At 34.5% G+C, this 23451-nt stretch carries 25 protein-coding genes; 4 read left to right on the top strand and 21 right to left on the bottom strand.

From position 1 onward, the window contains the following. Positions 1 to 158: 158 nt before the first annotated feature. The 10 genes from RT037_RS06835 to RT037_RS06790 form a co-directional block, all read right to left on the bottom strand. On the bottom strand, positions 159 to 1316 hold the full coding sequence (locus tag RT037_RS06835; protein WP_313029253.1) for a VapE domain-containing protein: 1158 nt from the start codon (positions 1314 to 1316) through the stop codon (positions 159 to 161). A gap of 7 nt (positions 1317 to 1323) precedes the next feature. After that, positions 1324 to 1665, bottom strand: coding sequence for a helix-turn-helix domain-containing protein (locus tag RT037_RS06830; protein ID WP_313029251.1), 342 nt, complete (start codon positions 1663 to 1665; stop codon positions 1324 to 1326). Between the two features lie 108 nt (positions 1666 to 1773). After that, entirely contained in the window at positions 1774 to 2445 is a 672-nt protein-coding gene (locus tag RT037_RS06825) for a hypothetical protein (protein ID WP_313029248.1), read from the bottom strand. After that, a complete protein-coding gene (locus tag RT037_RS06820) occupies positions 2442 to 3701 on the bottom strand; it encodes a site-specific integrase (RefSeq protein WP_313029245.1) in 1260 nt (419 codons plus the stop codon). Before RT037_RS06820 ends, RT037_RS06825 begins: the two co-directional genes overlap by 4 nt. Continuing rightward, the gene (locus RT037_RS06815) at positions 3698 to 4264 is read right to left on the bottom strand and encodes a helix-turn-helix domain-containing protein (protein ID WP_313029243.1); all 567 of its coding nucleotides are present in this window, start codon (positions 4262 to 4264) and stop codon (positions 3698 to 3700) included. The genes RT037_RS06820 and RT037_RS06815 overlap by 4 nt, the downstream gene beginning before the upstream one ends. Before the next feature lie 228 nt (positions 4265 to 4492). Continuing rightward, entirely contained in the window at positions 4493 to 6388 is a 1896-nt protein-coding gene (gene dnaK, locus RT037_RS06810) for a molecular chaperone DnaK (protein ID WP_313029240.1), read from the bottom strand. A 104-nt stretch (positions 6389 to 6492) separates the two neighbouring features. Then, the gene (locus RT037_RS06805) at positions 6493 to 7284 is read right to left on the bottom strand and encodes a helix-turn-helix transcriptional regulator (protein ID WP_312324304.1); all 792 of its coding nucleotides are present in this window, start codon (positions 7282 to 7284) and stop codon (positions 6493 to 6495) included. Between the two features lie 247 nt (positions 7285 to 7531). Further along, positions 7532 to 7735: a hypothetical protein gene (locus tag RT037_RS06800; protein ID WP_313029236.1), complete on the bottom strand. Its 204-nt coding sequence runs from the start codon at positions 7733 to 7735 to the stop codon at positions 7532 to 7534. Positions 7736 to 7957: 222 nt separating this feature from the next. Next, entirely contained in the window at positions 7958 to 8305 is a 348-nt protein-coding gene (locus RT037_RS06795; RefSeq protein WP_313029234.1) for a T9SS type A sorting domain-containing protein, read from the bottom strand. 321 nt (positions 8306 to 8626) lie between these two features. After that, a complete protein-coding gene (locus RT037_RS06790; RefSeq protein ID WP_312324718.1) occupies positions 8627 to 8908 on the bottom strand; it encodes a choice-of-anchor J domain-containing protein in 282 nt (93 codons plus the stop codon). A gap of 187 nt (positions 8909 to 9095) precedes the next feature. Here RT037_RS06790 and ppk1 point away from each other — a divergent pair, with 187 nt between their 5' ends. Both ppk1 and RT037_RS06780 read left to right on the top strand, forming a co-directional pair. Further along, positions 9096 to 11159 carry a polyphosphate kinase 1 gene (ppk1, locus tag RT037_RS06785; protein ID WP_313029231.1) on the top strand — a complete coding sequence of 688 codons (2064 nt, stop codon included), beginning with the start codon at positions 9096 to 9098 and terminating at the stop codon, positions 11157 to 11159. Between the two features lie 9 nt (positions 11160 to 11168). Beyond that, a complete protein-coding gene (locus tag RT037_RS06780; RefSeq protein WP_312324256.1) occupies positions 11169 to 12050 on the top strand; it encodes an exopolyphosphatase in 882 nt (293 codons plus the stop codon). A gap of 285 nt (positions 12051 to 12335) precedes the next feature. On the opposite strand, the gene RT037_RS06775 is transcribed toward RT037_RS06780, so the two are convergent. After that, positions 12336 to 13382: an alpha-L-fucosidase gene (locus RT037_RS06775; protein WP_313029353.1), complete on the bottom strand. Its 1047-nt coding sequence runs from the start codon at positions 13380 to 13382 to the stop codon at positions 12336 to 12338. Between the two features lie 447 nt (positions 13383 to 13829). On the opposite strand from RT037_RS06775, the gene RT037_RS06770 reads away from it, so the two are divergent. Next, entirely contained in the window at positions 13830 to 14849 is a 1020-nt protein-coding gene (locus RT037_RS06770; protein ID WP_313029229.1) for an LLM class flavin-dependent oxidoreductase, read from the top strand. Positions 14850 to 14890: 41 nt separating this feature from the next. Here RT037_RS06770 and RT037_RS06765 read toward each other — a convergent pair whose 3' ends face one another. From RT037_RS06765 to RT037_RS06730, 8 genes are all read right to left on the bottom strand, one after another. After that, positions 14891 to 16465: an SPFH domain-containing protein gene (locus tag RT037_RS06765; RefSeq protein ID WP_313029228.1), complete on the bottom strand. Its 1575-nt coding sequence runs from the start codon at positions 16463 to 16465 to the stop codon at positions 14891 to 14893. A 13-nt stretch (positions 16466 to 16478) separates the two neighbouring features. After that, positions 16479 to 17045, bottom strand: a complete 567-nt coding sequence (locus tag RT037_RS06760) for an NfeD family protein (protein ID WP_313029227.1) — start codon at positions 17043 to 17045, stop codon at positions 16479 to 16481. A gap of 159 nt (positions 17046 to 17204) precedes the next feature. Beyond that, the gene (rpoN, locus tag RT037_RS06755; protein WP_313029226.1) at positions 17205 to 18671 is read right to left on the bottom strand and encodes an RNA polymerase factor sigma-54; all 1467 of its coding nucleotides are present in this window, start codon (positions 18669 to 18671) and stop codon (positions 17205 to 17207) included. Between the two features lie 153 nt (positions 18672 to 18824). After that, the gene (yajC, locus tag RT037_RS06750) at positions 18825 to 19157 is read right to left on the bottom strand and encodes a preprotein translocase subunit YajC (RefSeq protein WP_079667438.1); all 333 of its coding nucleotides are present in this window, start codon (positions 19155 to 19157) and stop codon (positions 18825 to 18827) included. Positions 19158 to 19169: 12 nt separating this feature from the next. Then, positions 19170 to 19688: a DUF1573 domain-containing protein gene (locus tag RT037_RS06745; protein ID WP_313029221.1), complete on the bottom strand. Its 519-nt coding sequence runs from the start codon at positions 19686 to 19688 to the stop codon at positions 19170 to 19172. A gap of 19 nt (positions 19689 to 19707) precedes the next feature. Next, complete coding sequence (gene nusB / locus RT037_RS06740) at positions 19708 to 20613, bottom strand: transcription antitermination factor NusB (protein ID WP_079667440.1); 906 nt, start codon at positions 20611 to 20613, stop codon at positions 19708 to 19710. A gap of 80 nt (positions 20614 to 20693) precedes the next feature. Next, entirely contained in the window at positions 20694 to 21380 is a 687-nt protein-coding gene (locus tag RT037_RS06735) for a beta-carotene 15,15'-monooxygenase (protein ID WP_313029218.1), read from the bottom strand. Further along, positions 21373 to 21867 carry a sigma-70 family RNA polymerase sigma factor gene (locus tag RT037_RS06730; protein WP_313029216.1) on the bottom strand — a complete coding sequence of 165 codons (495 nt, stop codon included), beginning with the start codon at positions 21865 to 21867 and terminating at the stop codon, positions 21373 to 21375. Before RT037_RS06730 ends, RT037_RS06735 begins: the two co-directional genes overlap by 8 nt. Positions 21868 to 22015: 148 nt before the next feature. On the opposite strand from RT037_RS06730, the gene RT037_RS06725 reads away from it, so the two are divergent. Continuing rightward, the gene (locus RT037_RS06725; protein WP_313029213.1) at positions 22016 to 22891 is read left to right on the top strand and encodes a mechanosensitive ion channel domain-containing protein; all 876 of its coding nucleotides are present in this window, start codon (positions 22016 to 22018) and stop codon (positions 22889 to 22891) included. On the opposite strand, the gene RT037_RS13850 is transcribed toward RT037_RS06725, so the two are convergent. Beyond that, the gene (locus RT037_RS13850) at positions 22881 to 22946 is read right to left on the bottom strand and encodes a hypothetical protein (RefSeq protein ID WP_374329154.1); all 66 of its coding nucleotides are present in this window, start codon (positions 22944 to 22946) and stop codon (positions 22881 to 22883) included. The genes RT037_RS06725 and RT037_RS13850 overlap by 11 nt on opposite strands. Next, positions 22925 to 23401 carry a hypothetical protein gene (locus RT037_RS06720; protein WP_313029211.1) on the bottom strand — a complete coding sequence of 159 codons (477 nt, stop codon included), beginning with the start codon at positions 23399 to 23401 and terminating at the stop codon, positions 22925 to 22927. The genes RT037_RS13850 and RT037_RS06720 overlap by 22 nt, the downstream gene beginning before the upstream one ends. Positions 23402 to 23451: the final 50 nt, after the last annotated feature.

The raw sequence follows: 23451 nt of genomic DNA, 5'->3' as shown, positions 1-23451 counted from the left end.
TTAAGACATATTTTCACAATTACCTTTCTTTACCTTCTTACCACATTTTTATTCAGGTAGTTTTAGGTAATATTTTTTACTTTTAATTACCTAAATAAATTATTGATTATTAATTCACTATAAATCACAGGTAACTTGGTAACTTTGGTAAGTATGTTTTACTCAATTTTTCTCTTGATGAGATAACCATACACTTGAAGTTTAGAATGTTTTATCCTTTGATATTTTAAACTGGTGAGTGCTTTGCCAATTTTTATATTATTCAATCGCAATCCTAAAGCGTTGTTAATGACAAGCATAATATCCGTAGCTGTGAGAAATTCTTCGATTTTTTCAGATTTCTCAAAATGAGCCGAAATAAGCTCTTGCTCCATAGAAATTTGTGCATATTTTTCGTTTCGCTTTTCGTTTTCGGCTATATCTGTTGCAGTAAGCTCGGCATTATAATTTTTTCTTTCAAAGGCATTGTAATAAGCCTGTGCCCAGACTTTATTAATGTCAATTTCATTTGAATATGAAAAATCAATTTGAAAGACTTCAAACACCAGCCAACGCACACTTCCTGTTTCATCAGAAAGGAAATCTGTCCGATTGGTAGAACCAACAAAAGAACAAGTTCGCTCAAGGTTTTCGGCTTTTCGGGCATAAGGAAGTCGTACGTTTGCACTGCTTTTGGAAACAAAAGATTTCAGAGTATTAACATCTGATTTAGACAAAACAGCTAATTCGTCCATATTACAGAGCAAATTTTTGCATATTGCAATAATTCCGTCTTTGTCTATGGAAATATTTTCGGTATAATAATTTTCAAGCTTTGATGGAATTAAAAACCTTAAATATGAAGTTTTTCCGGAGTTTTGATGAGCTGCCAATACCAAACACTGCTTGTTTACATATCCTTTTTTTAGTGAACATAGGACTGTTCGTGTAAGCCATTTTTCAAAATGATAAGAGAAAGCCTCGTCATCACTTGTTTTCACATAAGCTGCCAATTTTTTGATATAATCTTGTCCGTCCCATTTTTGCAATCGCTCAAAGTATTCCTGAATAGGATTGTATTTTGGGATTAAATGGCTTCTGACAAGAACTTCCAACTTGTTCATACTTATTTCGATGCCGGATTGTGCTAATTCTATCAACAGTGAATTGATATTCAAAGCCGTCCAATCTTCAGGATGAAATTTCAATTGTATTTCAAGCTCCAACGCAATTTCATTAAACCGAATTCTATATTTTTCGTTCAGATATGTGATTGCCCTATCATAAATTGTTTTTGATGGAGTATCAGATTGATATAAGAATTTTTGCCCGTCCATAACCAATTTATTTATTTCGGTTATGATGATATTTCAGAGCTTCAGTTTCGATTTCCTGAAGCGTTTTCTTCTTACCTTTAGAAATCCATTCTAAAATTTCATCTTCAAAAAAGTAGAGTTTCTTTCCGTTTTTGTAGCAAGGGATTTTTCTTTCTCGTACAAGCGTGTAAATCGTAGGTTTTGCTTTTCCAATTATCCGGCTTACTTCTTCAATACCGATTGGAATACGTTTTTCGGGAAATTCTTGCATTTGTCCTTTCTGAACCAAAGATTTGATTTCTGCAATTTCAATCGTTAAATGGGCAACTGCTTTTGGAAGGTTTTCAAAAGAAATGTCGTTTATGTCCATAACTATCGTTTTTAATTGTTATGGTGCAAATGAAAAAAGTGTTTTTGCAGTGTCCTACAACACAACAAAAACACTTATAAAACACAATGTCTTGTTAATTATTGGTGTTTAAAAACCGGAAAGATTATCTGTAATTTTTATAATTCCTTTTTTCTCATCATCTTTCAAGTGCCGTTTGATACTTTCAACTTCTGCATCTTTCAAGGTTTCAGCAAAAACTATTTTTAGAAAAAGAGCCATTTTCTCTTGTTTCGTCACTTTGAAATGGTTCCAGATATTCCAGCCAAAATGATAGATGTTAAGACTTGATAAATTATTTATTTCAATGGGATTAACGGTTTCAAAATCTATGTTTTGTGAATACTTTGCTATATACTCACATAATAATTTCAAATCATCATCGGTAGTATATAATGCAAATTGTTTCTGAGTATAATGAATTGCGATTTCAATTTTGGTTTGATTTCTGTCACTGATTGCAGCTTGTTGTTGTTCTCTTATTTTTTCAAAATTCTCAATAGAAGTCTTTTCTTCAGGAAATTCAGAATTTCTATTTTTAAAGAAAATTTTTAATATCCTGCTAACTAATTCATCGACGAACAGGCTAAGAATAGCAAAAATTAATATACCGAAACCTGTACAAATCCAAAAAATCATATTCGCTGTGTATTCATCAGCTCCTTTTTCTATAGAAATGAGCCTTCCAAACACTCCGATTAAAACACAAACTATCAGAACAGACAGATATATTACGATATATTCAAAGTGTTTTGTTTTCATTCCGGACTGCTCTTTAATGATTCTAACTTTATCGCTTCTGCTGCTTTATTTTTCTTTTCATCAATCACTTTTGCGTAAACCTGCGTAGTCTTCACATTGGTGTGACCGAGCATTTTGCTGACGGTGTAAATATCCGTTCCGTTCGATAATTGCAAGGTTGCAAACGTATGGCGGAAGCAATGAAAAGTGATATTTTTCTGAATCCCTGCTTTTTCAACCCAATTTTTTAATGGGCGATTAATCCAAGCCGGATTCGTTAAATTCTCAAAAACCAAATCGTTGGGCGATTTTGGTGTTCCGCAAATTTCTAAAGCTTGTTGGGAAATCGGCATATATTCAACGCCTTTTGTCTTTTTTTGAGTGAAACTGATTCTTGGCTGATTGTTTTCAATACTTATTTCATTCCACTTCAATTTCTGAATATCGGAGTGGCGTAAACCTGTTAGTGCAGAAAAAAGAGCCGCACGTTTTAGAACATCATTTTCACAAGGCGTTACAACTAAAGTATTGAGTTCATCAATCGTTAAATATTCTCTTCTCGATTCTTCATTTGGAATTCCCTTTATTTTGGCAGAAATATCTAAAGTAAAATAACCGTCAATAAAAGCTTGTTTTAAAGCGGCTTTGAAAACAGAAAAGTACGTTGATGCACTGTTTTGGGACAAAATCCCTTTTTTATTTCCACCACTAGGTGCGTTTAAAAGAAAATTTTTAAAATCTTCACAAAATTTAATATCAATTTTAGAAAACGAAATTTCACTACCTTGATAAGAGATTAAAAAATCAATCGCTCTTTTCCAGTTTACCCTAATTGATGCTGAACTGTTTTTATGTCGCCTTTTGATTAGAGATTTGAAGTAGTCTACAAAATTCTCCTGCCTTTTTTCATTCATTGTCTCTTGCAGCAAATCAACTTCATTGTAAATATTCTTTTTATCATATTCCCTTTGTCTTATTTTTCGTACAGAATCTGCATAAAACATAGTTTCCTTATCAAGATCACTTTTGCAAATGATAACACCATTATCGTCCCTTTTCGGTTTGAAAGAAATGGAATTTTCGGTTCTTTTCGCAACTCTTTTCTTGTCAAATTCAACGGTGGTAACAGTTCTGTTTAGATACTCACGAATTCTCTGAACTTCTTCTTTTCCAGGCACAATTACAGGATAACTTTCCAAGTAGATATACCATTCTTTTCGATATTCAGACTTCCTGAGTCTTACCGTGACTTTTGTTCTTATTAATTTTTGTTTCATTTTGGATCAAAAATTTCATCAATGTATCTTTTAGGAACGTACACAAAACTTCCGACTTGTTTTGTTGGAATTTTATTTTTCTTAATCACATTACTTACGGTGCTGGGATTTGCTTTATATTTCTCACTAATCTCTGAAATCGTATAGCAGTTCCCAACTTCAAAATCTCTATTTTCTTCTTTTTGTGCTTTCACAAAGTTGTCTGCAGGAGCGAACAATAATTCTAAGTCAAATTTGCTTACTCTTGTAAGTCGGTGTCCAAAATTATGAGCAGGAATCTTTCCATTTTTGATTAATCTATGGATGGTATCCTTCGAAATTCCATAAAGAATCACAGCTTCACTAACAGAAATATACGGTCGTGTTTGAATTTCAGCAATTCTATTACTCTTTTTTTCTAAAAGAGATTGCTTCTCCTTCACTTCCTTGTCTAACTGTTTCTGTCGTCTTCCTTGTTTCTCCGAACAATATTTAGAACAAAATCTTGTCGAAACAGTTTTTGCTTCGAAAGGTTTTTCGCAGAACTCACATAGTTTCGGAATTTTCAGTTGACTAAAACCCATTAAAAAATTATTTTTCGGTTTACGTGCATTTTAAGGCAATTAAGGCTAAATAAGACCTAATAAGGCGCACATTATTCGCATTTAAGGCGCGGTACAAATATGTTACAAAAATAGCATAAAAATCGATCAAAATCAAGCATTTTCAATAATTGTCAAAAATAAAAAATCGCTGTAAATTACTCATTTACAGCGATCTTATGATTATTTCTGATTGATTGTAATCGGCGATTACTTCACTTCTTCGAAGTCAGCATCCTGAACATCGTCAGCACCACCGTTAGCAGCACCTCCTTGTTGTTGTCCAGCATCTGGTCCAGCTTGTTGACCTTGAGCGTACATTTCTTCTGAAGCTGCCATCCAAGCAGCATCTAATGCTTCAGTTTTTGTTTTTGTAGCATCAAAATCTTTAGCATCGAATGCAACTTTCAATTCTGCTGCTGCAGATTCGATAGCCGCTTTTTTGTCAGCTGAAAGTTTGTCACCAAACTCTTTCAATTGCTTTTCAGTTTGGAAGATTAATCCATCTGCTTTGTTGTAAACTTCAACTTCTTCTTTTTTCTTAGCATCAGCAGAAGCATTTTCTTCAGCTTCACGCTTCATTCTTTCGATTTCTTCATCAGAAAGACCTGAAGAAGCTTGGATTTTAATCGATTGCTCTTTACCAGTTCCTTTATCTTTTGCAGAAACGCTCAAGATACCGTTAGCGTCGATATCGAAAGTTACTTCGATTTGAGGAACTCCTCTTGGCGCTGGTGGAATATCTGTTAAATCAAATTTACCAATCTCTTTGTTATCGTTAAACATTGGTCTTTCACCTTGTCCAACTCTGATGCTTACTGCAGGTTGATTGTCAGACGCTGTAGAGAAAACTTCAGATTTTTTAGTTGGGATAGTTGTGTTCGCATCAATTAATTTAGTGAACACAGACCCCATCGTTTCGATACCTAAAGAAAGTGGCGTAACGTCTAATAAAAGTACGTCTTTAACATCACCTGTTAAAACTCCACCTTGGATTGCAGCACCAATTGCTACAACTTCGTCTGGGTTAACTCCTTTTGAAGGCTTTTTACCGAAGAATTTCTCAACTTCTTCTTGGATAATTGGGATTCTTGTAGAACCACCAACCAAGATAACTTCGTCGATATCAGATGTTGATAAACCAGCATCAGATAATGCTTTTTTACAAGGCTCCATTGATCTTCTTACCAAATCAGCAGATAATTGCTCGAATTTAGCCTTAGTTAAAGTTTTCACTAAGTGTTTAGGACCTGTAGCTGTAGCTGTAATGTATGGAAGATTAATCTCTGTTTGAGTAGAAGAAGATAATTCAATCTTAGCTTTTTCAGCAGCTTCTTTCAATCTTTGAAGAGCGATGGCGTCTGATTTCAAATCTACACCTTCTTCAGCTTTAAATTCGTCTGCCATCCAGTTGATAATTACATCATCGAAGTCGTCACCACCAAGGTGCGTATCTCCATTTGTTGATAATACTTCGAAAACACCATCTCCTAAATCTAGGATAGAAATATCGAAAGTACCACCTCCAAGGTCATATACTGCAATTTTTTGATCTTTGTGAGATTTATCTAAACCGTAAGCCAACGCTGCAGCTGTAGGTTCGTTGATAATTCTTTCTACTTTAAGACCTGCAATTTCTCCAGCTTCTTTCGTCGCTTGTCTTTGCGCATCGTTGAAGTAAGCAGGAACTGTAATTACCGCTCTTGTTACTTCTTGCCCAAGATAATCTTCAGCAGTTTTCTTCATTTTCTGAAGTGTCATAGCAGAGATTTCTTGAGGTGTATATTCTCTGTCGTCAATTTTTACTTTAACCGTATCGTTTGGTCCAGCAACTACTTTGTAAGGTACTCTTGTGATTTCTGAAGCGTCATCTTTGAAGTGCGTTCCGATAAATCTTTTGATAGAGTAAACTGTTTTTGTAGGGTTAGTTACCGCTTGTCTTTTTGCAGGATCACCTACTTTTCTTTCGCCATCTTCAGTAAATGCTACGATAGATGGAGTTGTTCTTTTCCCTTCTGCGTTAGGGATAACTACAGGATCTTTACCTTCCATTACTGCAACGCAAGAGTTGGTTGTTCCTAAGTCAATTCCGATTATTTTGCTCATATTTTTATTTTTTTAATTTTAAATTGTTGTTATGCATTTCTCAATCTTTGTGCCATTGGGAAATGCTGACAAAATTTGTTATTAACAATGACATATTGTCAGTTTTAGGAAATGATTTGTTTAAAAAAGACGTCAAAAGAGTCATCATTTTCGAGTTTTAATTTTTTACGAAAACGATAACGTGTGGTATTGACACTATTTGCGGAGATGTTGAGTGCCGAAGCGATTTCTTTTGAGTTAAAACCTTCATAAAATAACGAAATCAAATTAATATCAGCTGTATTTATTTCTGGAAATTGCTGTTTTAATTTAACAATAAGTTCTAGAAGATTAGATTTAGAAATATTCTTAATTTCCGAGCTTTGATTGGTAAGATTTGCAAACTCTAATTTGATCTGGTTAACATCGCTTTGAGTAAGGGTTTCCGTCTTTTTAATCTTGTAGAAAGATCTTCCAAAAAAGTTGTTCAGGCTTTCTGACTGTTTTACAAAAGATGATAAATATTGTTGATTAAGCGTGTCTTGTTCTTGGAGGATTATTTCTTTAAGAGGATTGTTTTGAAGTTCGATTTCGATAATTTTTTTGTCTTTTTCGATGCTAATAAGTTTGCGCTTGTTGTTTTTACGTAATAAATAAATACTGAAGGCAGCAATGACCAGCAACAGAGCCGAAATTATAAATATGATATAATAATTACGTTGCTTAGATTTTAATTGTAATAAAGAAAGCTCTTTGGTTTTGACATCGTTCTCTAGCTCAACCAGTTTAATTTTATCGGTGCTACTTTTTTCGGCTTGCGAAATAGTGAGGTCGTAGTATTTTTTTGTGTGTTCTAAAGCTTTGTACGGATTTCCAATCTCTGCGTAATATTCTTTATAATCGCTATAGATGGTCACAAGATTATCATCTATCTTATATTATTTTAGCACTTCTATATTTTTCGTAGTAGACATAGCCGACATTTTGATAAATTTTTATAAGATTGAGCGTGTCTTTTTGGCTTTCTAAAAATGGAGTAGATTGATGAAATTTTCTGATTTTTCGGTCAAGACTGGGTTATACATTGGCTTGGTTAAGTATGGCTTGACCTTGTTTTTTTATATTGTTAGTCTGCTTTGCTGCAACTTCAGCATCTAGAAAATATTAATAAGCTTTTTTGAGATTTCCCTTTTGTCCCCAAAAAACACCAAGACTAAGATAAGTGTCTGCTAACCATTCTTTATTATTTTGCTTCAGCGAAATTTCTAGATTCTTGTTAAGTAATGAAAGCGGATAATTGGTATCTGTAAAATTATTTTTATTAACAATTCTATTGACTTCGAGGATGGCATTTTCTTGATAAACCATTGTAATGACTTTTTTTAGACTATCACTTTCTTAAAGTTGGGCAGGTATTAAGCTGAAGCTGGCTAATACAATGATAAAGCTTAGTAGATATTTATTTAGCTTGTTGAACATATACCTAGAAAAGTTTTTTTTATCTTAAACAAGCAAATGTATTAAATTATTAAATAAGAAAAAGCTGTCTCCGATGAAGACAGCTGTTCAAAATTTAGAAAAACTTAAAGATTATTCTTTAACAACTTTTTCTGTTGTAACATTCGAGTTTAGATCTTTCATTTTTACAATGTATACACCTTTAGGCAGATTTGCGAATGAAATGCTTGATTGATTAAAGCTTGTTTTCAAACCCTTACCTTGCATATCATAGATTTGCGCCTCTACAATTTTTTCTTTCGAACTGATATAAAGAGTATTTTTAACAGGAGTAGGATACACTTTTATTGTTTTTCTATTTACTTCTGCAGTTGCAAGAGTTGGTGTACATGCACCTGAAATTTGAAATATATTATCTACACCTTTACCATTGTCATAAATTTTTGGAGACCATGTTGCACCATTATTAGTTGATCCCATAGATGATAAGCTATCATCATCGATGTTGTATCCGACCCAACGGATAGGGTAACCATCGTCATTTGTTGTAACACTTAACCAATATTTTTTAGTTAAAACATCAGTTGGGAAATCATAAAGTGTTGGGAAATCAATTTGAATACCTTTAAGATTATCTAGCGTCGAATTAACTAAAATTGTCGAATAGTCATTTCAGTAAGAAAAATCATTAGTTGTCCATATTGTTTACTATGTTGTACCATTGTCAATCGACGATAGTACCTCAAAACTCATTAATTCTAACTCTGCGTCAACGGAGCTAAAATTAGTAAACATCTCCATCTAAGGTTTTGTACTATTTTCTAAACTAAATGTAGGGCTTATTAGCCATTCGTCAATTGGTCCGCTGTCAGGTGGGGCACTACAAACAGCTTCGTAATGGCCGTCTGGTTGCTCCTCAGATATCTGCCAGTTATTAGTTGGATTGGTTTTTACTATTGTCCAGGTAGAAGGAATTGCTCCACCCGAAAAATCTTCGAAAAGATATTGTGCATAGCTAATCTGTATGCAAAACATCAAAAGTAAAAAGAAAGTTTTTTCATATCGTTTAATTTTGGTTCTCAAATTTTAGCAAAAAAAATCAAATTCAATTGTATTTTTTATAGACATCGGATAGGCAATAATGTTAACCAATTGATTATTACATGTTTAGTAAATTCGCTGTTTGTTTCATTTTATAATCAATAATTAATATTAAATCCGAATAAAAATGCGTATTAAAGCGTAAATTTGAGACATATCAAATTCAATTATGGCGCAACAATACAATCCGAGAGATATTACGTGGTTAGGTTTTAATGCAAGAGTATTGCAGGAAGCAAAAGACGAAACAGTTCCGTTACCTCTACGAATTCGCTTTTTAGGAATTTTTTCTAATAATCTCGACGAGTTTTTTCGAGTGAGAGTTGCAGGGCTAAAACGTGCTATGGATTTTAAAACTAAAATTATCCAAGAGTCTTTCTATGAAGCGCCTTCCAAAATTTTAGAAAAAATCAATAAAATTGTAATTACGCAACAAGAAGATTTTGACAAAACTTGGCGCGAGATTCAAAAAGAAATGGGCAAGCAGAATGTTTTTATTAAAGATTCTAAAAACTTGACTGTCGCACAGAAAGATTTTGTTGTTAGATATTTTGATGAAGAGGTAGAAAGTAATGTTATTCCGATTCTGTTGCACGATAACGTTCCAATGCCTTATATGCGTGATAAAAGCTTGTATATTGGGATTGCGATGCGCCGTAAAGAATGGAAATACGAAAGTAAATTTGCGATGATCGAAGTCCCAACAAGGACCAATAGTCGTTTTGTAATTCTGCCAACTGAGGATAAGTCGGAGAAGAATGTCATGCTTTTAGAAGATGTCATTATCTACAATTTACCGCATATTTTCTCGTATTTTGGATATGATGAGTTCGAAGCCAATTGTTTTAAAGTAACAAAAGATGCAGAGTTTGATTTGGATAACGATATCAAAACCACTCTTGCTGACAAAATCGAAAAAGGTATCAAAAGCCGAAGAAAAGGCAAGCCGACGCGTTTTGTTTTTGATAAAGAAATGGACAAAGCGCTATTAGAATTTTTAATTAAAAAATTAAACCTTTCCAAAAAAGATAGCATCATTCCGGGGCAGAAGATTCACAACTTTAGACATTTTATGGATTTTCCAGATGTTTTTAAAGCTTATGAAAAACCTGTCGAACGGACACAATTCACCCATCCAGCATTTGCGCAAAAGGAGAGAGTTACCGATGTTATTGTGCAGAACGATGTCTTGTTGACGTTTCCGTATCATAACTATGTTCCTGTTATCGATTTGTTGCGCGAGGCGGCTATGGATCCGCATGTTAAGTCGATCCAAATAACGGCTTATCGTTTATCGAGCAGTTCCAAAATCGTCAATGCTTTAGTGAATGCCGTTCGTAATGGTAAGGAGGTGACTGTGATGTTAGAATTGCGTGCCAGATTCGATGAAGAAGCTAATCTTGAATGGAAAGAAAAGTTAGAACTCGAAGGTGTTAAAGTTTTGGTCGGAATCCCGAATAAAAAAGTCCACGCTAAACTTTGTGTTATAAAAAAACGAGTGAATAATAAGACGATTCAATACGGTTTTATTAGCACTGGGAATTTTAATGAAAAAACAGCAAGAATCTACGGTGATAGCTTGTTGATGACAGCCAATCGTTCGATAATGGCAGATATTAATAAAGTGTTCAATGTTTTACGAAAGCCAAAAGAAGATCCAATGCCAGTGCTTAAAACTTGTAAATCTTTGTTGGTTTGTCCACAGTTTATGAGAGATAAAATCATTTGGCATATCGATAAAGAAATTGAAGAAGCTAAAGCTGGTCGCAAAGCGGAGATGATTATTAAGGTTAACTCTTTGAGTGATAAGATTTTAATAAACAAAATGTACGATGCAGCCAACGCAGGAGTCGATATCAAAATGATTGTCCGCGGCATCTATTGTGCTGTTAATCAAAAAGATTTTAAAAAGAAAATCCGTGCCATTAGCATTGTTGATGAGTATCTAGAACATGCGAGGATTATGTATTTCTATAACAAAGGAAAAGAAGATTTTTATCTGTCTTCTGCCGATTGGATGGCTCGTAACCTCGATTTTCGAATAGAAGCAGCAACGCCAATTTTACAAAAAGATCTTAAAAAACAACTCAAAGATATGTTGGATATCCAATTGAGTGACAATGTAAAAGCTAGAATTTTGGACAAAAATATCCGTAACGAATATGTTAAAAATGAAGATGGAAAACCAATTCGTTCGCAAATAGAAATTTATCATTATCTAAAAAATCTGTAGATTTATACTATGAAAATTGCAGCTATAGATATAGGAAGTAATGCAGCTCGACTGTTGATAAATGATGTACAAGAAGTTAACGGCAAGCCAGAATTTACAAAACTTAATTTATTGAGAATTCCGCTTCGTTTGGGGATGGATGTTTTTAATTTGGGCGAAATCGGGGCAGAACGTCAGAAGATGTTCATCAATTCTATGAAAATTTTTCATCAGTTGATGGAGGTTTACAATGTCGAACATTACAGAGCATGTGCAACTAGTGCGATGCGCGATGCTAAAAATGGCGCAGAACTTATCGAACTAGCAAAAAAAGAAGCACAAATCAACATCGAAATTATTACAGGTGACGAAGAAGCCACTTTGATTTATGAAAATCATGTTGAGGAAATCCTTGATAAAAAATCAGCCTATCTTTATATAGATGTTGGCGGTGGTTCTACCGAATTGACTTTCTACGAAAACGGAAAAATGCTTTACGAAAAGTCGTTTAATATTGGGACAATCCGATTGTTGCAAGGTTTGGTGACCGATGATATGTGGTTCGAAATGAAGTCCGAAATCAAGAAAAATATTCTTTCTAAAAATAATGTTGTGGCGATTGGTTCAGGCGGTAACATCAATAAAATTTTCTCTTTAAGTAAGACTAAAGACGGGAAAGCGATGTCTGCAGCCACGCTCAAAAAATATTATAAAACGATGAAAGAAATGAGCGTTGTCGAACGTATGTCTTTCTATCAGATACGAGAGGATCGCGCGGATGTTTTGGTGCCTGCACTTCAGATTTTTAATAATGTGATGAATTGGGCGGACATTAATCATATTTTTGTCCCGAAAATTTCCGTTGCAGATGGTTTAATTAAAAGCATTTATTCAAAACTTGAAAAGAAGTAACCACTTTGCAATCATTGCTTTTGTGAACTTTTAAAAGATATTATTTTTCGTCTTTCGCGTTTAAATGTAAAATGCAAAAACCTCCAACTTAGGAGGTTTTTCATTTATAAATTACTGTCGACTACGCTGATGTTTTCTCGGAAAAGTTCCACGGGTTTATCTAGTAAAACAGCAATAATGGTGAGATTATTATCCAATCGATCTTGGGGAATATCGATATACACAATGCCAGGGATTTTGCTCTAATACAATTTGTTGAATACTTGATGATTAATCACCGAACCTTCACCAACAATTCACACCCGCGAAATTTGATTTTTCAACTTTGATGGCGATTGGCCCATTGGGTTTTCCATCCACGAAAAGATATAAGGTTTGTCGGTCTTTGCTAAGTGTTGTCAAACCATCATAGTGCCCACTTGGAAGACTGTCGCCAGTGTTGTGAAAAGCTTCAGCATGTTTGTTTAGCCAGTTTTTAATCTCAGAATTTTGAGTTTTAATAGTCATATTCTGACCATCTTCTGTAAATCCATATTTCTGAAATAAGCCAACATTTTTAGTTTTGCTAACTTCTTCTGCAAGTCGGTAGACTGCCTGTTTTGTATCTTTGGAATTGATAATTTGGTTAAAATCAAAATTAGTTTCTACAACTGCTTCTTCGAATTTTGGTTTTTCTTTAAAGCTGATTTCGACAACGCTAACATCTTGATCGTAATTTGCATTAGTAATATTGATGTCGAGATTTCCTTTTTGATCAGTTCTATAATTTAGTTTCGCAGCTTTATCATTTAACATATTAAGAGCTAAAACTTCTGTTTGTAAACCATGAAGGCTAAGATGTTCTTTGTTGCGATCGAGATAAAGGAATAGTTTTTTTCCATCTTTTGAAAATGCGGATTTTCCCAAATAATTTTTAGAGTCTATACCTCGTCGCGTTCCGTAGATTGCGTCATGATATTTTTTGGTCCAACGACCAAGGTTTTCCAAAATATCGAGTTGTTCTTTCACAATCGTTCCGTCGGCTTTTGGACCAATATCAATGAGGAGATTTCCGCCCATACTAATGACATCTGCGAGAGTTCTGACAATCATATTGGGTGTTTTGTAATGTGTGTCAAAAGGTTGAAAACCCCAAGAATCGTTCATCGTATAACACAGTTCCCAATACTTGTCCTCGGGCGCAATAACCGGAATACCTTGTTCTGGCGTTGCATAATCACCATGTTGGTTGAGCCTAGAATTAATGATAATATCTTTATTAAATTTTCTAAGATTTGTCAATGTTTGCGGCGCTTTCCATTCTTTGGAAGAGTGTTCCCAATCACCATCAATCCAAATTAAATCTGGTTGATATTGTTATGATAATTCGTTAAGTTGATCTTGATGATATTTTATAAAATTATCCCAAGGTTGAGGTTCTTTTGCAATGTCAGAACGTTTTTTAGTTCTTATGGCAACATTATAGTTGTCGTGGTTGATGTAGTTGTTAAAAAATGCCCACGACTCGGATATTCCTTTAACATAATAAATGCCTCAATGTATGAAAATCCCAAGTTTAGCATTCTGAAATTATTGTATTTTGGAAGTTGGTTGGTCGTTTTTCTGTGCCGAAAAAAGTAGAGAAACACTTACGAATCCTGAACAAAATACTTTTTTCATGTCGGAGCTTTGTTATTTTTAATTATATGAAATTTTCGTCAATTTTCCTTTTGTTCGTTCTTAACCTACGTCAATATTAATCTTACAAAAGCTTTGTATTTTTGATAAAAATTATTACCAATGGAATTAGGAATAGGAATGTTTGGGGATTTATCAATAGACCCAACCACTGGAAAATATAGAAATGCTGGTGTCAAAATGCGTGAAATTTTGGACCAAATAAAAGTAATGGACGAAGTCGGAATCGATGTTTTTGCAATGGGCGAGCATCACCGCGAAGATTATGCGGTTTCTTCACCAGAAATCATTTTGGCTGCGGCTTCTAGTATTACTAAAAATATAAAATTAGCAAGTGGTGTAACCGTTTTAAGCTCTTCAGAACCAGTAAAAGTTTACGAAGATTTTGCAACGATTGATCAAATTTCGGATGGTCGCGCTGAGATTGTCGTTGGACGAGGAAGCTTCATCGAATCTTTTCCGCTTTATGGTTATGATTTGTCCGATTATAATGAACTCTTTGAAGAGAAATTAGGTTTACTTTTAAAAATAAATTCTGGAGAAAATGTAAGTTGGAAAGGTCGACTAAGAGCACCAATGAACTATCAAACCGTCTATCCAAGAGCTACAAATAATGGTAAATTACCAATTTGGGTTGCAGTCGGCGGAACGCCAGAATCTGTGTTGAGAGCAGCGACTTTGGGCTTACCTTTAATTGTTGCAATTATCGGAGGAATGCCAATGCAGTTCAAGCCCTTGATTGATTTTTACAAACAAGAATATCTAAAAGCTGGACATCCAGAAAGTGAAATGCAAATCGCCATACATTCGCATACTTTTGTTAGTGAAGATCCACAAGTGATCGAGGATTATTTTGAAAATTACAAAGCGCAAATGGATAGGATAGGAGCGAGTCGTGGTTGGGCGCCTTACACAAAAATGCAATATGACGGTGGACGCAGCGCCGATGGAGCTTTATTTATCGGAAATACTGATGAGGTTGTAGAGAAAATTAACCGTGTTAAAGAAGTTTTAGGATTGACAAGATTTATTGGACACATGGATGTTGGAGATCCGTCACACGATATCATGTTAAAATCTATTGAACTTTTCGGAACTAAAATTTCTGACCAAGTTCGTTAAAATAAAAAGCGCCTTTCAAAATTATTTGAAAGGCGCTTTTGTTATGCTTTATTTTCTTCCGAAGAATCATCAGGCTTTGGTGGTTCTTCTTTTTTAACCACTTTAACCGATTTTGTCTCGATAGTTTTTGTTTTTTCGTCTTCACCTTTTAGATAGGATGGAAGATTAAGTCCAGCCATATTGAATAGATCATTAAGTGGTGGAACAGTTTTCATCATACCAGAAACGAAGTTCGCTGTTGAGGTTGTTCCTTCAGGATTGTTGCCGCCATCCCAAACAGTAACTTTATCAATTTTGATATTTTTAACCGCTTCAACTTGCGTTCTAACCAATTCAGGAAGTTTTTCAATCAACAATAATTGGAATGCACTATTGGTGTCGCCACCAGCTGCTTTAACAACTTGGTCGTAACCTTCTGCCTGCTTAGTCAAAATTTCGTAAAGACCTTTCGCTTCAGCTTCCATTTTTGCGAAGATTGCATCTGCCTCACCTTTCGCTTGAAGTCTAATTTTTTCTGCTTCTGCTTCTGCATCGATGATGGCTTTTTGTTTCGAAATCTCCGCAGGTACAACGATGTTGGCTTGTTGTGTAGAACGCTCTCTTTCTGCTCTCGCAGTTTCTGCTTTTTGTTCCGCTAAATAGGATTCTTCCAAAGCTTTCGCTGCCTGTACTTTTTCTGCTGCAATTGCAATTTTCAAAGCTTCAGCTTCACGCTGTCTTCTTTCAGCATCAGAATTTGCAATCGTAATTTTCGCTTCGTTTTCCCCTTTAATCGCTAATGAGTTAGCTTCCGAAGTCGCAATACGTGCGTCTCTTTCAGCTTCTGCTTTACCAATCGCTTCATCTTTGCCAGCCGATGCAATACTAATTTCTCTATCTTTTTGAGTAATCGCAATTTTTACATCACGATCTCTTTGTGTTTCAGCAATTTGTGTGTCTTTTTCTCTGTCTGCGATTGCTTTACCAGTTTCACCAATTTTAGTTTGTTCAGCAACCGAGATAATCGCTTCGTTAATCGCTTTAGCAGCAGCTTCTTTACCAAGAGCTTCGATGTAGCCAGACTCATCACGGATGTCGGTAACGTTAACGTTGATAAGTTTTAGACCGATTTTCTTTAATTCGGTATCGACGTTTTTAGAAATGTTATCTAAGAATTTATCTCTGTCAGAGTTAATTTCCTCAATCGTCATTGTTGCAATAACCAAACGCAACTGACCAAATAGGATATCTTTAGAAAGTTCCTGAATTTGCTCCGGAGAAAGACCTAACAATCTTTCCGCTGCATTTCCCATGCTATCTGGCTCTGTAGAAATCGCGATGGTGAAACGACAAGGCACATCGACACGAATATTTTGTCGAGAAAGGGCGTTGGTCAAATTGGCTTCAATAGAAATTGGTTTTAAATCCAAATAAGCAAAATCCTGAATGACAGGCCAAACGAAAGCACCACCACCGTGGATACATTTCGCAGAACTGCCGCCAGTCTTACCATAGATTACCAAAATTTTATCCGACGGACAACGTTTGTACCGCGAGATAAGCGCCATAAAGGTTACGAATAGTACAAAGACGAGTACTACAATTAGGATAAAAGTCCCATTAATTCCATCAATCATTTTATAGTTTTATTTAAATTTTTTCAACAATAAGAATTTTGTCTTCGATACGAACCACTTTTACAAGTTTTCCAGATTGGATCGCTTCGGTTTCCGAAACTGCTGTCAACTCGTGGTTGGTCCCGTTAAGTGAAATTAAAACTTTTCCTTGACCTGATTTTTCAGAAGGTATTGTTAAATACACTTCACCACTTTTACCAATCAATTTGCTGATGTCAAAAGTGTTGTCTTCGGACAGTTTTAGGATTTGTTTGATAATGACAAAATATAACGCAATGAAAACCAAACCAACCAAAGCCGCGACAATAACCAAAAATGTTTTGTTCGTAATTGTTTGATAAAATGCTACACCAGCCCAACCAAAACCAAGTAAAAAATTAACCAAGTTTCTGAACGAGAATAACTGGAAAGGCGCATCGGCGTGGTCAAGGTTTCCGTCAAAATCAGCATTGATTCCGTCTGAGGCATCACTACCGATTAGCGTTAAAATGGTCTGAACTAGAAAAATTAAACTCGCTGCAATCGCAATCCACCAAAAGGCTTGCTGCAAAGAGTCCATTCCTTGTAAAAAGTCTAACATAGTTTTATTTAGTATTGTTTAAAAATAGTAAAAAAAATACAGAAATGAAAGCTTTTTTGGAGAATGCTTTTAAGTTTTTGTAAACTTTTTCTTAAATGTTTAGGTTTTAAATAAATGTAATAGGATGAAAAAAACGCTTCAAAAATGAAGCGCTCTATTTTATAATTCTTTTCTAAGTCTAGCAACTGGAATGTTGAGTTGCTCACGATATTTCGCGATCGTACGACGTGCAATGTTGTAGCCTTTTTCTTTTAAAATACCAACCAAAGCATCGTCTGTCAAAGGTTTTCTCTTGTCCTCGTTGTCGACAACTTCTTGTAAGTGATTTTTAATTTCTTTAGTCGAAACCTCTTCACCATCGTCGTTTGTCAAACTATCAGAGAATAGATTTTTAAGATAGACAATTCCGTTAGGCGTGTCCGCGTATTTACTTTTAACAACACGAGAAATCGTCGAAATGTCAAAACCTGTAATGTCGGCAACATCCTTCAAAATCATTGGTTTGATGTTTTTTTCGTCACCAGTTAAGAAGTATTCTTTCTGAAGTTTAACAATGGCAGTTATGGTTTGCAAAAGTGTATTTTGACGTTGATTAATCGCGTCGATGTACCATTTTGCAGCATCTAATTTTTGTTTAATAAACAGCGCTGCTTGTTTGTGTTCTGCGGATTTTTTATCATGAGAATAGGTTGTTAAAATTTCTTTATATTCTTCCGACACGCGCAGAGTAGGAGCATTTTTGCTATTCAGCATTGGGATAACTTGGTTGTCTTTGATCTGAATAACAAAGTCCGGAATAATCTCTTGGTTAATCGTAATCGTTTGCGTGTCAAAGTTGCCGCCGATTCTTGGTGATAATTTTGAAATAACTTCTAAAGCATCCTTAAGATCTTCTTCTTCGATGTCGTATTTCTGAATAATCTTGTTGTAATGCTTGTTACTTAACGCATCAAACTGATTTCTTAAAATATTGGCTGCCAAACTAACCGCAGGATCTGCACTTACTTTTTTCTCAATTTGCAGCAAAAGACATTCGCGAAGATCACGCGCACCAACACCAGCTGGATCTAGCTTCTGAACATAATTTTCAAGGATTTCGGTGACGTTTTCTGCTGTGGTATAAATGCCTTGCGAGAAAGCTAAATCGTCAACAATCGATTTGATTTCACGACGAAGATAACCATCGTTGTCAAGGTTTCCGATAAGATATTCAGCAATTTGTAGATCTTCTCCATCTATCTTAGCTAACCTAATTTGCTCTAAAAGATAGTCGTAAAGACTTTGACCTTCTGTTAACAAAGATTGATTGTCGAACTCTTCATCGTCAGCAGAATAGTTGCTAGATGCTGTTTTGTAACTTGGTTCGTCATCATAAAGATATTCGTCAACATCAAAATCTGTTTCGATGCTTTCGTTGCCTTCGTCATCAAAATCACTTTCTCCAGAATCTTGATAGTCGTCTTCTCTATCGCTATCCGAAACTTTTTCTAAAGCAGGATTCTCTTCCAATTCGCGCTCTAACTCTTCTTCAAATTCTAAGGTATGAAGCTGAATCAACTTCATCAATTGAATCTGTTGTGGGGCTAATTTTTGACCTAGTTTAAGTTGTAAATTTTGTTTCAGCATATCTTTTTTTGCTAATGGCATACATCAGCGTTACGAATTTACAATTTTTTTCTTGAATGCAATAAAGTTTGCACGATTTTTGATACTAATTGTTGATAACAAAAAAGCCTTTCAATTTTGAAAGGCTTTTTTGTATTTTAAATAAGTTAAATCTTACTTTTTAGTAATACCAAGAGTTTCTGGGAAACGTGCAGCTGTAAAGTCTCTAGAGATTGCAGCCTTCTCGAATTTTAGTTTTCCAGATAATGTTTCCAATACTACACCATCATCATTGATGCTAAAGATTGTCCCATGCATACCCGAAGTTGTTACCACTTTTGCTCCTGGTTTTAGAGCTTCTTGGAAAGTTTTTTCTTGCTTTTGCTTACGCATTTGCGGACGAATCATTAGGAAATAAAATCCTACGAACATAAGACCCATCATAATTAATGTTGGTGTCATAGATTGTCCTGCTGGTGCTTGCAAAAATATTGTCATCATGTTCATCTGTTCTTAATTTTAGTTAGTTATTTCTGCTGTGAAGCCGATTCTGATAGGTGCTTTTTCTACGTTAGCATATACGTCAGCTGCTTTTGCAACATTACCATCAAAATCTCCAGAGTCAAACTTAAGTGTAATTTTTCCTGATTTCCCTGGAAGAATTGGTTCTTTTGTAAAGTCTGGAGCAGTACATCCGCAACCTGGTTTAACAGAAGAAATAATTAAAGGTTTTGTACCAGTATTTGTGATCTCGTAAACGTGGCTAACAACATCTCCTTTTTTAATTTTACCAAAAGAAAAATCAGATTCTTTAAGAGCTACTGTTGTTAAAGGGTTTTTTTGAGCTTCTTCCAACATTGCATCTTCTTGTGTTGCATGCACGTGTCCAGCGTGGTCATCAACGCCAAGTGGTGTTGTTTGGTTTTCTACAACCGCCGAACTATTGTCTTCTACAACTGTAGTTTCGTCCTTTTTTTTACAAGCAACAATGCTGATTGCCATTGCTGCGATGGTTAGATACTTAAATGATCTTTTCATAATATATTGGTATTAAGAATTATGCTCTGTTTTTGTCTTTGCTATACTTGTCCAGAATACCATTAATAAAGATGTTTGACTTCTCGGTTGCGTAGACTTTTGCAATGTCAATATATTCGTTAATGATAACTTTGGAAGGCGTTTGTGGGAAATAATCCATCTCTGTAATGGCTGCTACCAATATGATTTTATCCATTAAAGAAACTCTGTCTAGCTCCCAATTAACCAATCTTTCTTCTAATTTCTTTTCTGAATCTTCCCAATTGTTAAGACTTTGACGAAGAAGTTTTTTTGCAAATTCTTCATCTTCATCATCCTTGATTGCTTTTACTAAAGTATGGCTAGGTGTGTCTTCTTTTAGGAAACCGATAGTCTTCTGGATCATCGAGTTAGAGATGTGATAATCATCTGCCCAGCTCATTTCCATTTCTTCGAATCTATCGTGTAGATCGTTGTTTTCGGCAACATATCTTAGAAATAATTTTCCAATGAATTTTTGATCATCTTCAAAAGAAATTTCTTCGCTGGTCATGTACTCGTGGTAACGTTTTCCGGCTTTTATTCTTTGGAAAGTTTTAACAAGAACTTCGTCGTTAAAGTCCCAGATTAGTTCTTTGTGTTTGTCCGTGAAGCTTCTACGTTCTTCATTGTTTTCTAGACTTTCTAAAACTTGGTTTCTAACAAATTTCTGATTCGGATTGATGTCGCTATCGTTTTTAATAAATTTGTTTTTACCAATTTCAATTTGATTTTCGGCAACATGTTTTAATGCTACTAAAAAATTAAGTTGATAGATGTACAGGTTGTAGATTTTGCTCATTTCGTTGATGAGATTTTTTTCTACAGTCTCCTGTCTAATGGGGTTTTGGTAGTATGAATAGAGATTTTCTATTACTTTTTCACGGATTTGTCGTCTTCCAAGCATTTCAAAGAACTTTATTTGGCTACAAAGATAAGCATTTTAATTTTTCTAAAAAGCTGACTTTTGTAGTTTATAGAAGCTGATCATTGGTTTTCTTTTTCAGTTTCGATAAGTCGTAATTGTTCTAGATTTTTGCTAAGACGTTTTAATAATATTCCATAGAAAATTTTGTAGTAAAGTATTATTAATAAGATACTAAGAAGTAATGCGACAATGATCCCAATGATGAAGCCTAGTTTGGTTGTTTCGCTGAGTTGTACGCTTTGTTCTCCCATAACAATACTTAGATAAATACTGAACGAAACAATGTAGACCACTAATAGTATTACATTGATGATAATGAATGCATTAACTTTTCTTTTAAAACTGATAATACGTAAGATAAATTGTTTGAGATTATCCTCAACGCTGATCCTTCTATAACTTTTATAAAATAGATAGACAAAAATACTGGTTAAACTAAGACTCAAAATTTTGATTACTAAATAGATTTTGTCCATCGTATGAAGAATCTCGTTTTGATTCTGTAGGTGTAATCTTGATAATATTTCGCGGAAGTTAACATGATCGTCTTTGGAGACTAAAGAATATATAAGCAATGTGATAAATATAAAAAACTCTAACAAACTTATCCAAAGAAGATACTTCACATAATTTCTAGATTTTGTGTTAAGCATGGCTTCGATGTCAGATTGCTGATAGGCTTCTTCTACTTTTTGGTTCTGCCAAACCGATTTTAGGTCATCTATGTTAAAGTCGTTGTTAGGCATGTTGCGTCATTAATTCTTTTAGCGTCTTTTTTAATCTATTCATTTTTACACGGGCATTAACTTCTGTAATCCCTAATGTCTCGGCGATTTCTTTGTAAGATACGTCGTCCATATACATCATAACAATGGCGCGTTCTACATTTGGGAGAAGTTTTATGACTTTATAGAGTAACGAAATTTGCGCTTGCTTTTCGTCATCTTGTTCTTGCTCATACTCGAAGTGGACTTCATCTAGCTCGCTGGTTAATGGTGATTTCTTTTTTTTTCTGAATAAAGTTATGGCAGTGTTAAGCGCTACACGATACATCCAAGTTGATATTTTAGAATTTCCTTTGAAGCTGTCGTAAGAACGCCATAATTGCAAAACAATCTCTTGGAAGAGATCTTGTTCGTCTTCTAAAGAATTGGTGTACAACCTCGATACCTTTATGATAAGACCTTGGTTGCCTTTGATAAGTTGAGAAAATTCTTTCTGTTTTGAGTCCAATTTTTAGAAAGCGATATTTTTTGAATTATTTTTGATAAAGATAATAGTTTTTGAGCTTATTTTGTGCGAGTTTGCTCAGATATAATTGTTAAATCTTATTTGATCAAAAAATGGTATTTTATTTGTTACCAAAATTCAAAATTATTTTATGGGAGAACAAACTGTTTCGTATATAGAGTTGGTCTATGGTGTGCTAAAAGCTTGGTATGTGCGTCTTGCAGAGATTACACCGAATTTGATTGTTGGTCTGCTTGTATTCTTTTTCTTTTTTAGTACTAGTAAATACTTAAGCAAGGTTGCAGTAAGACTGTTCCATAAAGCTTTTCCGAAAAGTAAAGTAGAATCTGTCACGACTTTAGTCGGTGTATTTCGCTTTTTGATTATGATCATGGGGACTTTTATTTCCCTAGAGATTATGGGCTTTAGCGGTTTCTTTGTTAAATTTTTAGGAAGTTTGGGTGTTGCTGGGGTTATCGCTGGGGTTGCACTAAAAGATTTGGTGTCGAGTATATTTTCTGGGATGTTGGTTGGTATCGATAAAGCTTTTGTAGTAGGAGATTATATTACTATCGGTAATCATTCTGGAACAGTGCAAGAGATTGGTTTTTTAACGACTAAATTAATAACTGACGAAGGTAAAAAAGTCTATGTCCCGAATCAGGTGATTTTTAATGCGCCATTTTATAATGTCACAGCTTCACCACAACGTAAGGTTATTCTTAATTTTGAAATCCCGATGGAGGAAGATTTAGACCAAGTTAAAGAAGGTATAGAAACTGTAATTTCTAATCTTGATAAAGCAAAAGAAATTCATCCAGAAGTTTTATTTACAAATCTGAATGGTGGTCTTATTACGGTGCAAGCAAAATTTTTGGTTGAGCTTGGTTCTAGTCCAAATGTTCTTAAAAGCAATGCTATTGTTTCTATTAAAAATGAAATGACAAAACGCGGCATTAGATTTTCAAGCCCGACAAGCATTAGCTTGGAAAACCATGCGCCTTCTACAGACGCTACTAATTCTTAATTATAAATTTCTGATTGTAGATTTTGCTGTCTTCTATGTAGTGTAAGAAATACATTCCTTTTGGAAGGTGTTCTGTTTTAAAGGTTTTTTTCCAATTTGTAGATTTTGATTCATTATTAACTTTCCTGTTGAATTATAAATTTTGATTTTTGTTTCAAGAGTAGAGTTGATAATCAGTTCATTATTTTTAGAAACTACTAATATTGGTGTTTTCTTGATTTCAGTTGTTGATAAAAATTGTGCAGAGATATCAATGCTATCAATTCCAACGAAGTAAGTTGTTACATTTAAAATAATTCTTATTTCGTCAAAATTTCCAAATGTGGGATATTCTTCAACAGAAAAACTTGACCAACGTTCAGGGTTTCTAAATGATAAATTTGCGGTTGCAACTTCAACACCTTTTAAAAATCCTTTGAATGTAGCATAAAGATTGGTGTCAGGTTTTAGGTATATCGAATTAAACTTAAATGCTGATCCGTCATTAGATTTAATTCTTAAATATTTCATATCCCAATTATCAAGGCTGATAGAACCATCAAGATTTGTAATTCCACCGT

The organism is Soonwooa sp. (genome assembly GCF_032062245.1).
Classification (GTDB): domain Bacteria; phylum Bacteroidota; class Bacteroidia; order Flavobacteriales; family Weeksellaceae; genus Soonwooa.
Note: the sequence above shows the minus strand (reverse complement) of the source record. Positions and strands in the feature narration are given on the sequence as shown.

Coding starts and splice junctions, on each gene's coding strand:
- RT037_RS06835 (WP_313029253.1), bottom strand. CDS start 1,316: ATGGACGGGCAAAAATTCTTATATCAATCTGATACTCCATCAAAAACA.
- RT037_RS06830 (WP_313029251.1), bottom strand. CDS start 1,665: ATGGACATAAACGACATTTCTTTTGAAAACCTTCCAAAAGCAGTTGCC.
- RT037_RS06825 (WP_313029248.1), bottom strand. CDS start 2,445: ATGAAAACAAAACACTTTGAATATATCGTAATATATCTGTCTGTTCTG.
- RT037_RS06820 (WP_313029245.1), bottom strand. CDS start 3,701: ATGAAACAAAAATTAATAAGAACAAAAGTCACGGTAAGACTCAGGAAG.
- RT037_RS06815 (WP_313029243.1), bottom strand. CDS start 4,264: ATGGGTTTTAGTCAACTGAAAATTCCGAAACTATGTGAGTTCTGCGAA.
- dnaK (WP_313029240.1), bottom strand. CDS start 6,388: ATGAGCAAAATAATCGGAATTGACTTAGGAACAACCAACTCTTGCGTT.
- RT037_RS06800 (WP_313029236.1), bottom strand. CDS start 7,735: ATGGTTTATCAAGAAAATGCCATCCTCGAAGTCAATAGAATTGTTAAT.
- RT037_RS06795 (WP_313029234.1), bottom strand. CDS start 8,305: ATGGGATCAACTAATAATGGTGCAACATGGTCTCCAAAAATTTATGAC.
- ppk1 (WP_313029231.1), top strand. CDS start 9,096: ATGGCGCAACAATACAATCCGAGAGATATTACGTGGTTAGGTTTTAAT.
- RT037_RS06780 (WP_312324256.1), top strand. CDS start 11,169: ATGAAAATTGCAGCTATAGATATAGGAAGTAATGCAGCTCGACTGTTG.
- RT037_RS06770 (WP_313029229.1), top strand. CDS start 13,830: ATGGAATTAGGAATAGGAATGTTTGGGGATTTATCAATAGACCCAACC.
- RT037_RS06765 (WP_313029228.1), bottom strand. CDS start 16,465: ATGATTGATGGAATTAATGGGACTTTTATCCTAATTGTAGTACTCGTC.
- RT037_RS06760 (WP_313029227.1), bottom strand. CDS start 17,045: ATGTTAGACTTTTTACAAGGAATGGACTCTTTGCAGCAAGCCTTTTGG.
- rpoN (WP_313029226.1), bottom strand. CDS start 18,671: ATGCTGAAACAAAATTTACAACTTAAACTAGGTCAAAAATTAGCCCCA.
- yajC (WP_079667438.1), bottom strand. CDS start 19,157: ATGAACATGATGACAATATTTTTGCAAGCACCAGCAGGACAATCTATG.
- RT037_RS06745 (WP_313029221.1), bottom strand. CDS start 19,688: ATGAAAAGATCATTTAAGTATCTAACCATCGCAGCAATGGCAATCAGC.
- nusB (WP_079667440.1), bottom strand. CDS start 20,613: ATGCTTGGAAGACGACAAATCCGTGAAAAAGTAATAGAAAATCTCTAT.
- RT037_RS06735 (WP_313029218.1), bottom strand. CDS start 21,380: ATGCCTAACAACGACTTTAACATAGATGACCTAAAATCGGTTTGGCAG.
- RT037_RS06725 (WP_313029213.1), top strand. CDS start 22,016: ATGGGAGAACAAACTGTTTCGTATATAGAGTTGGTCTATGGTGTGCTA.
- RT037_RS06720 (WP_313029211.1), bottom strand. CDS start 23,401: ATGAAATATTTAAGAATTAAATCTAATGACGGATCAGCATTTAAGTTT.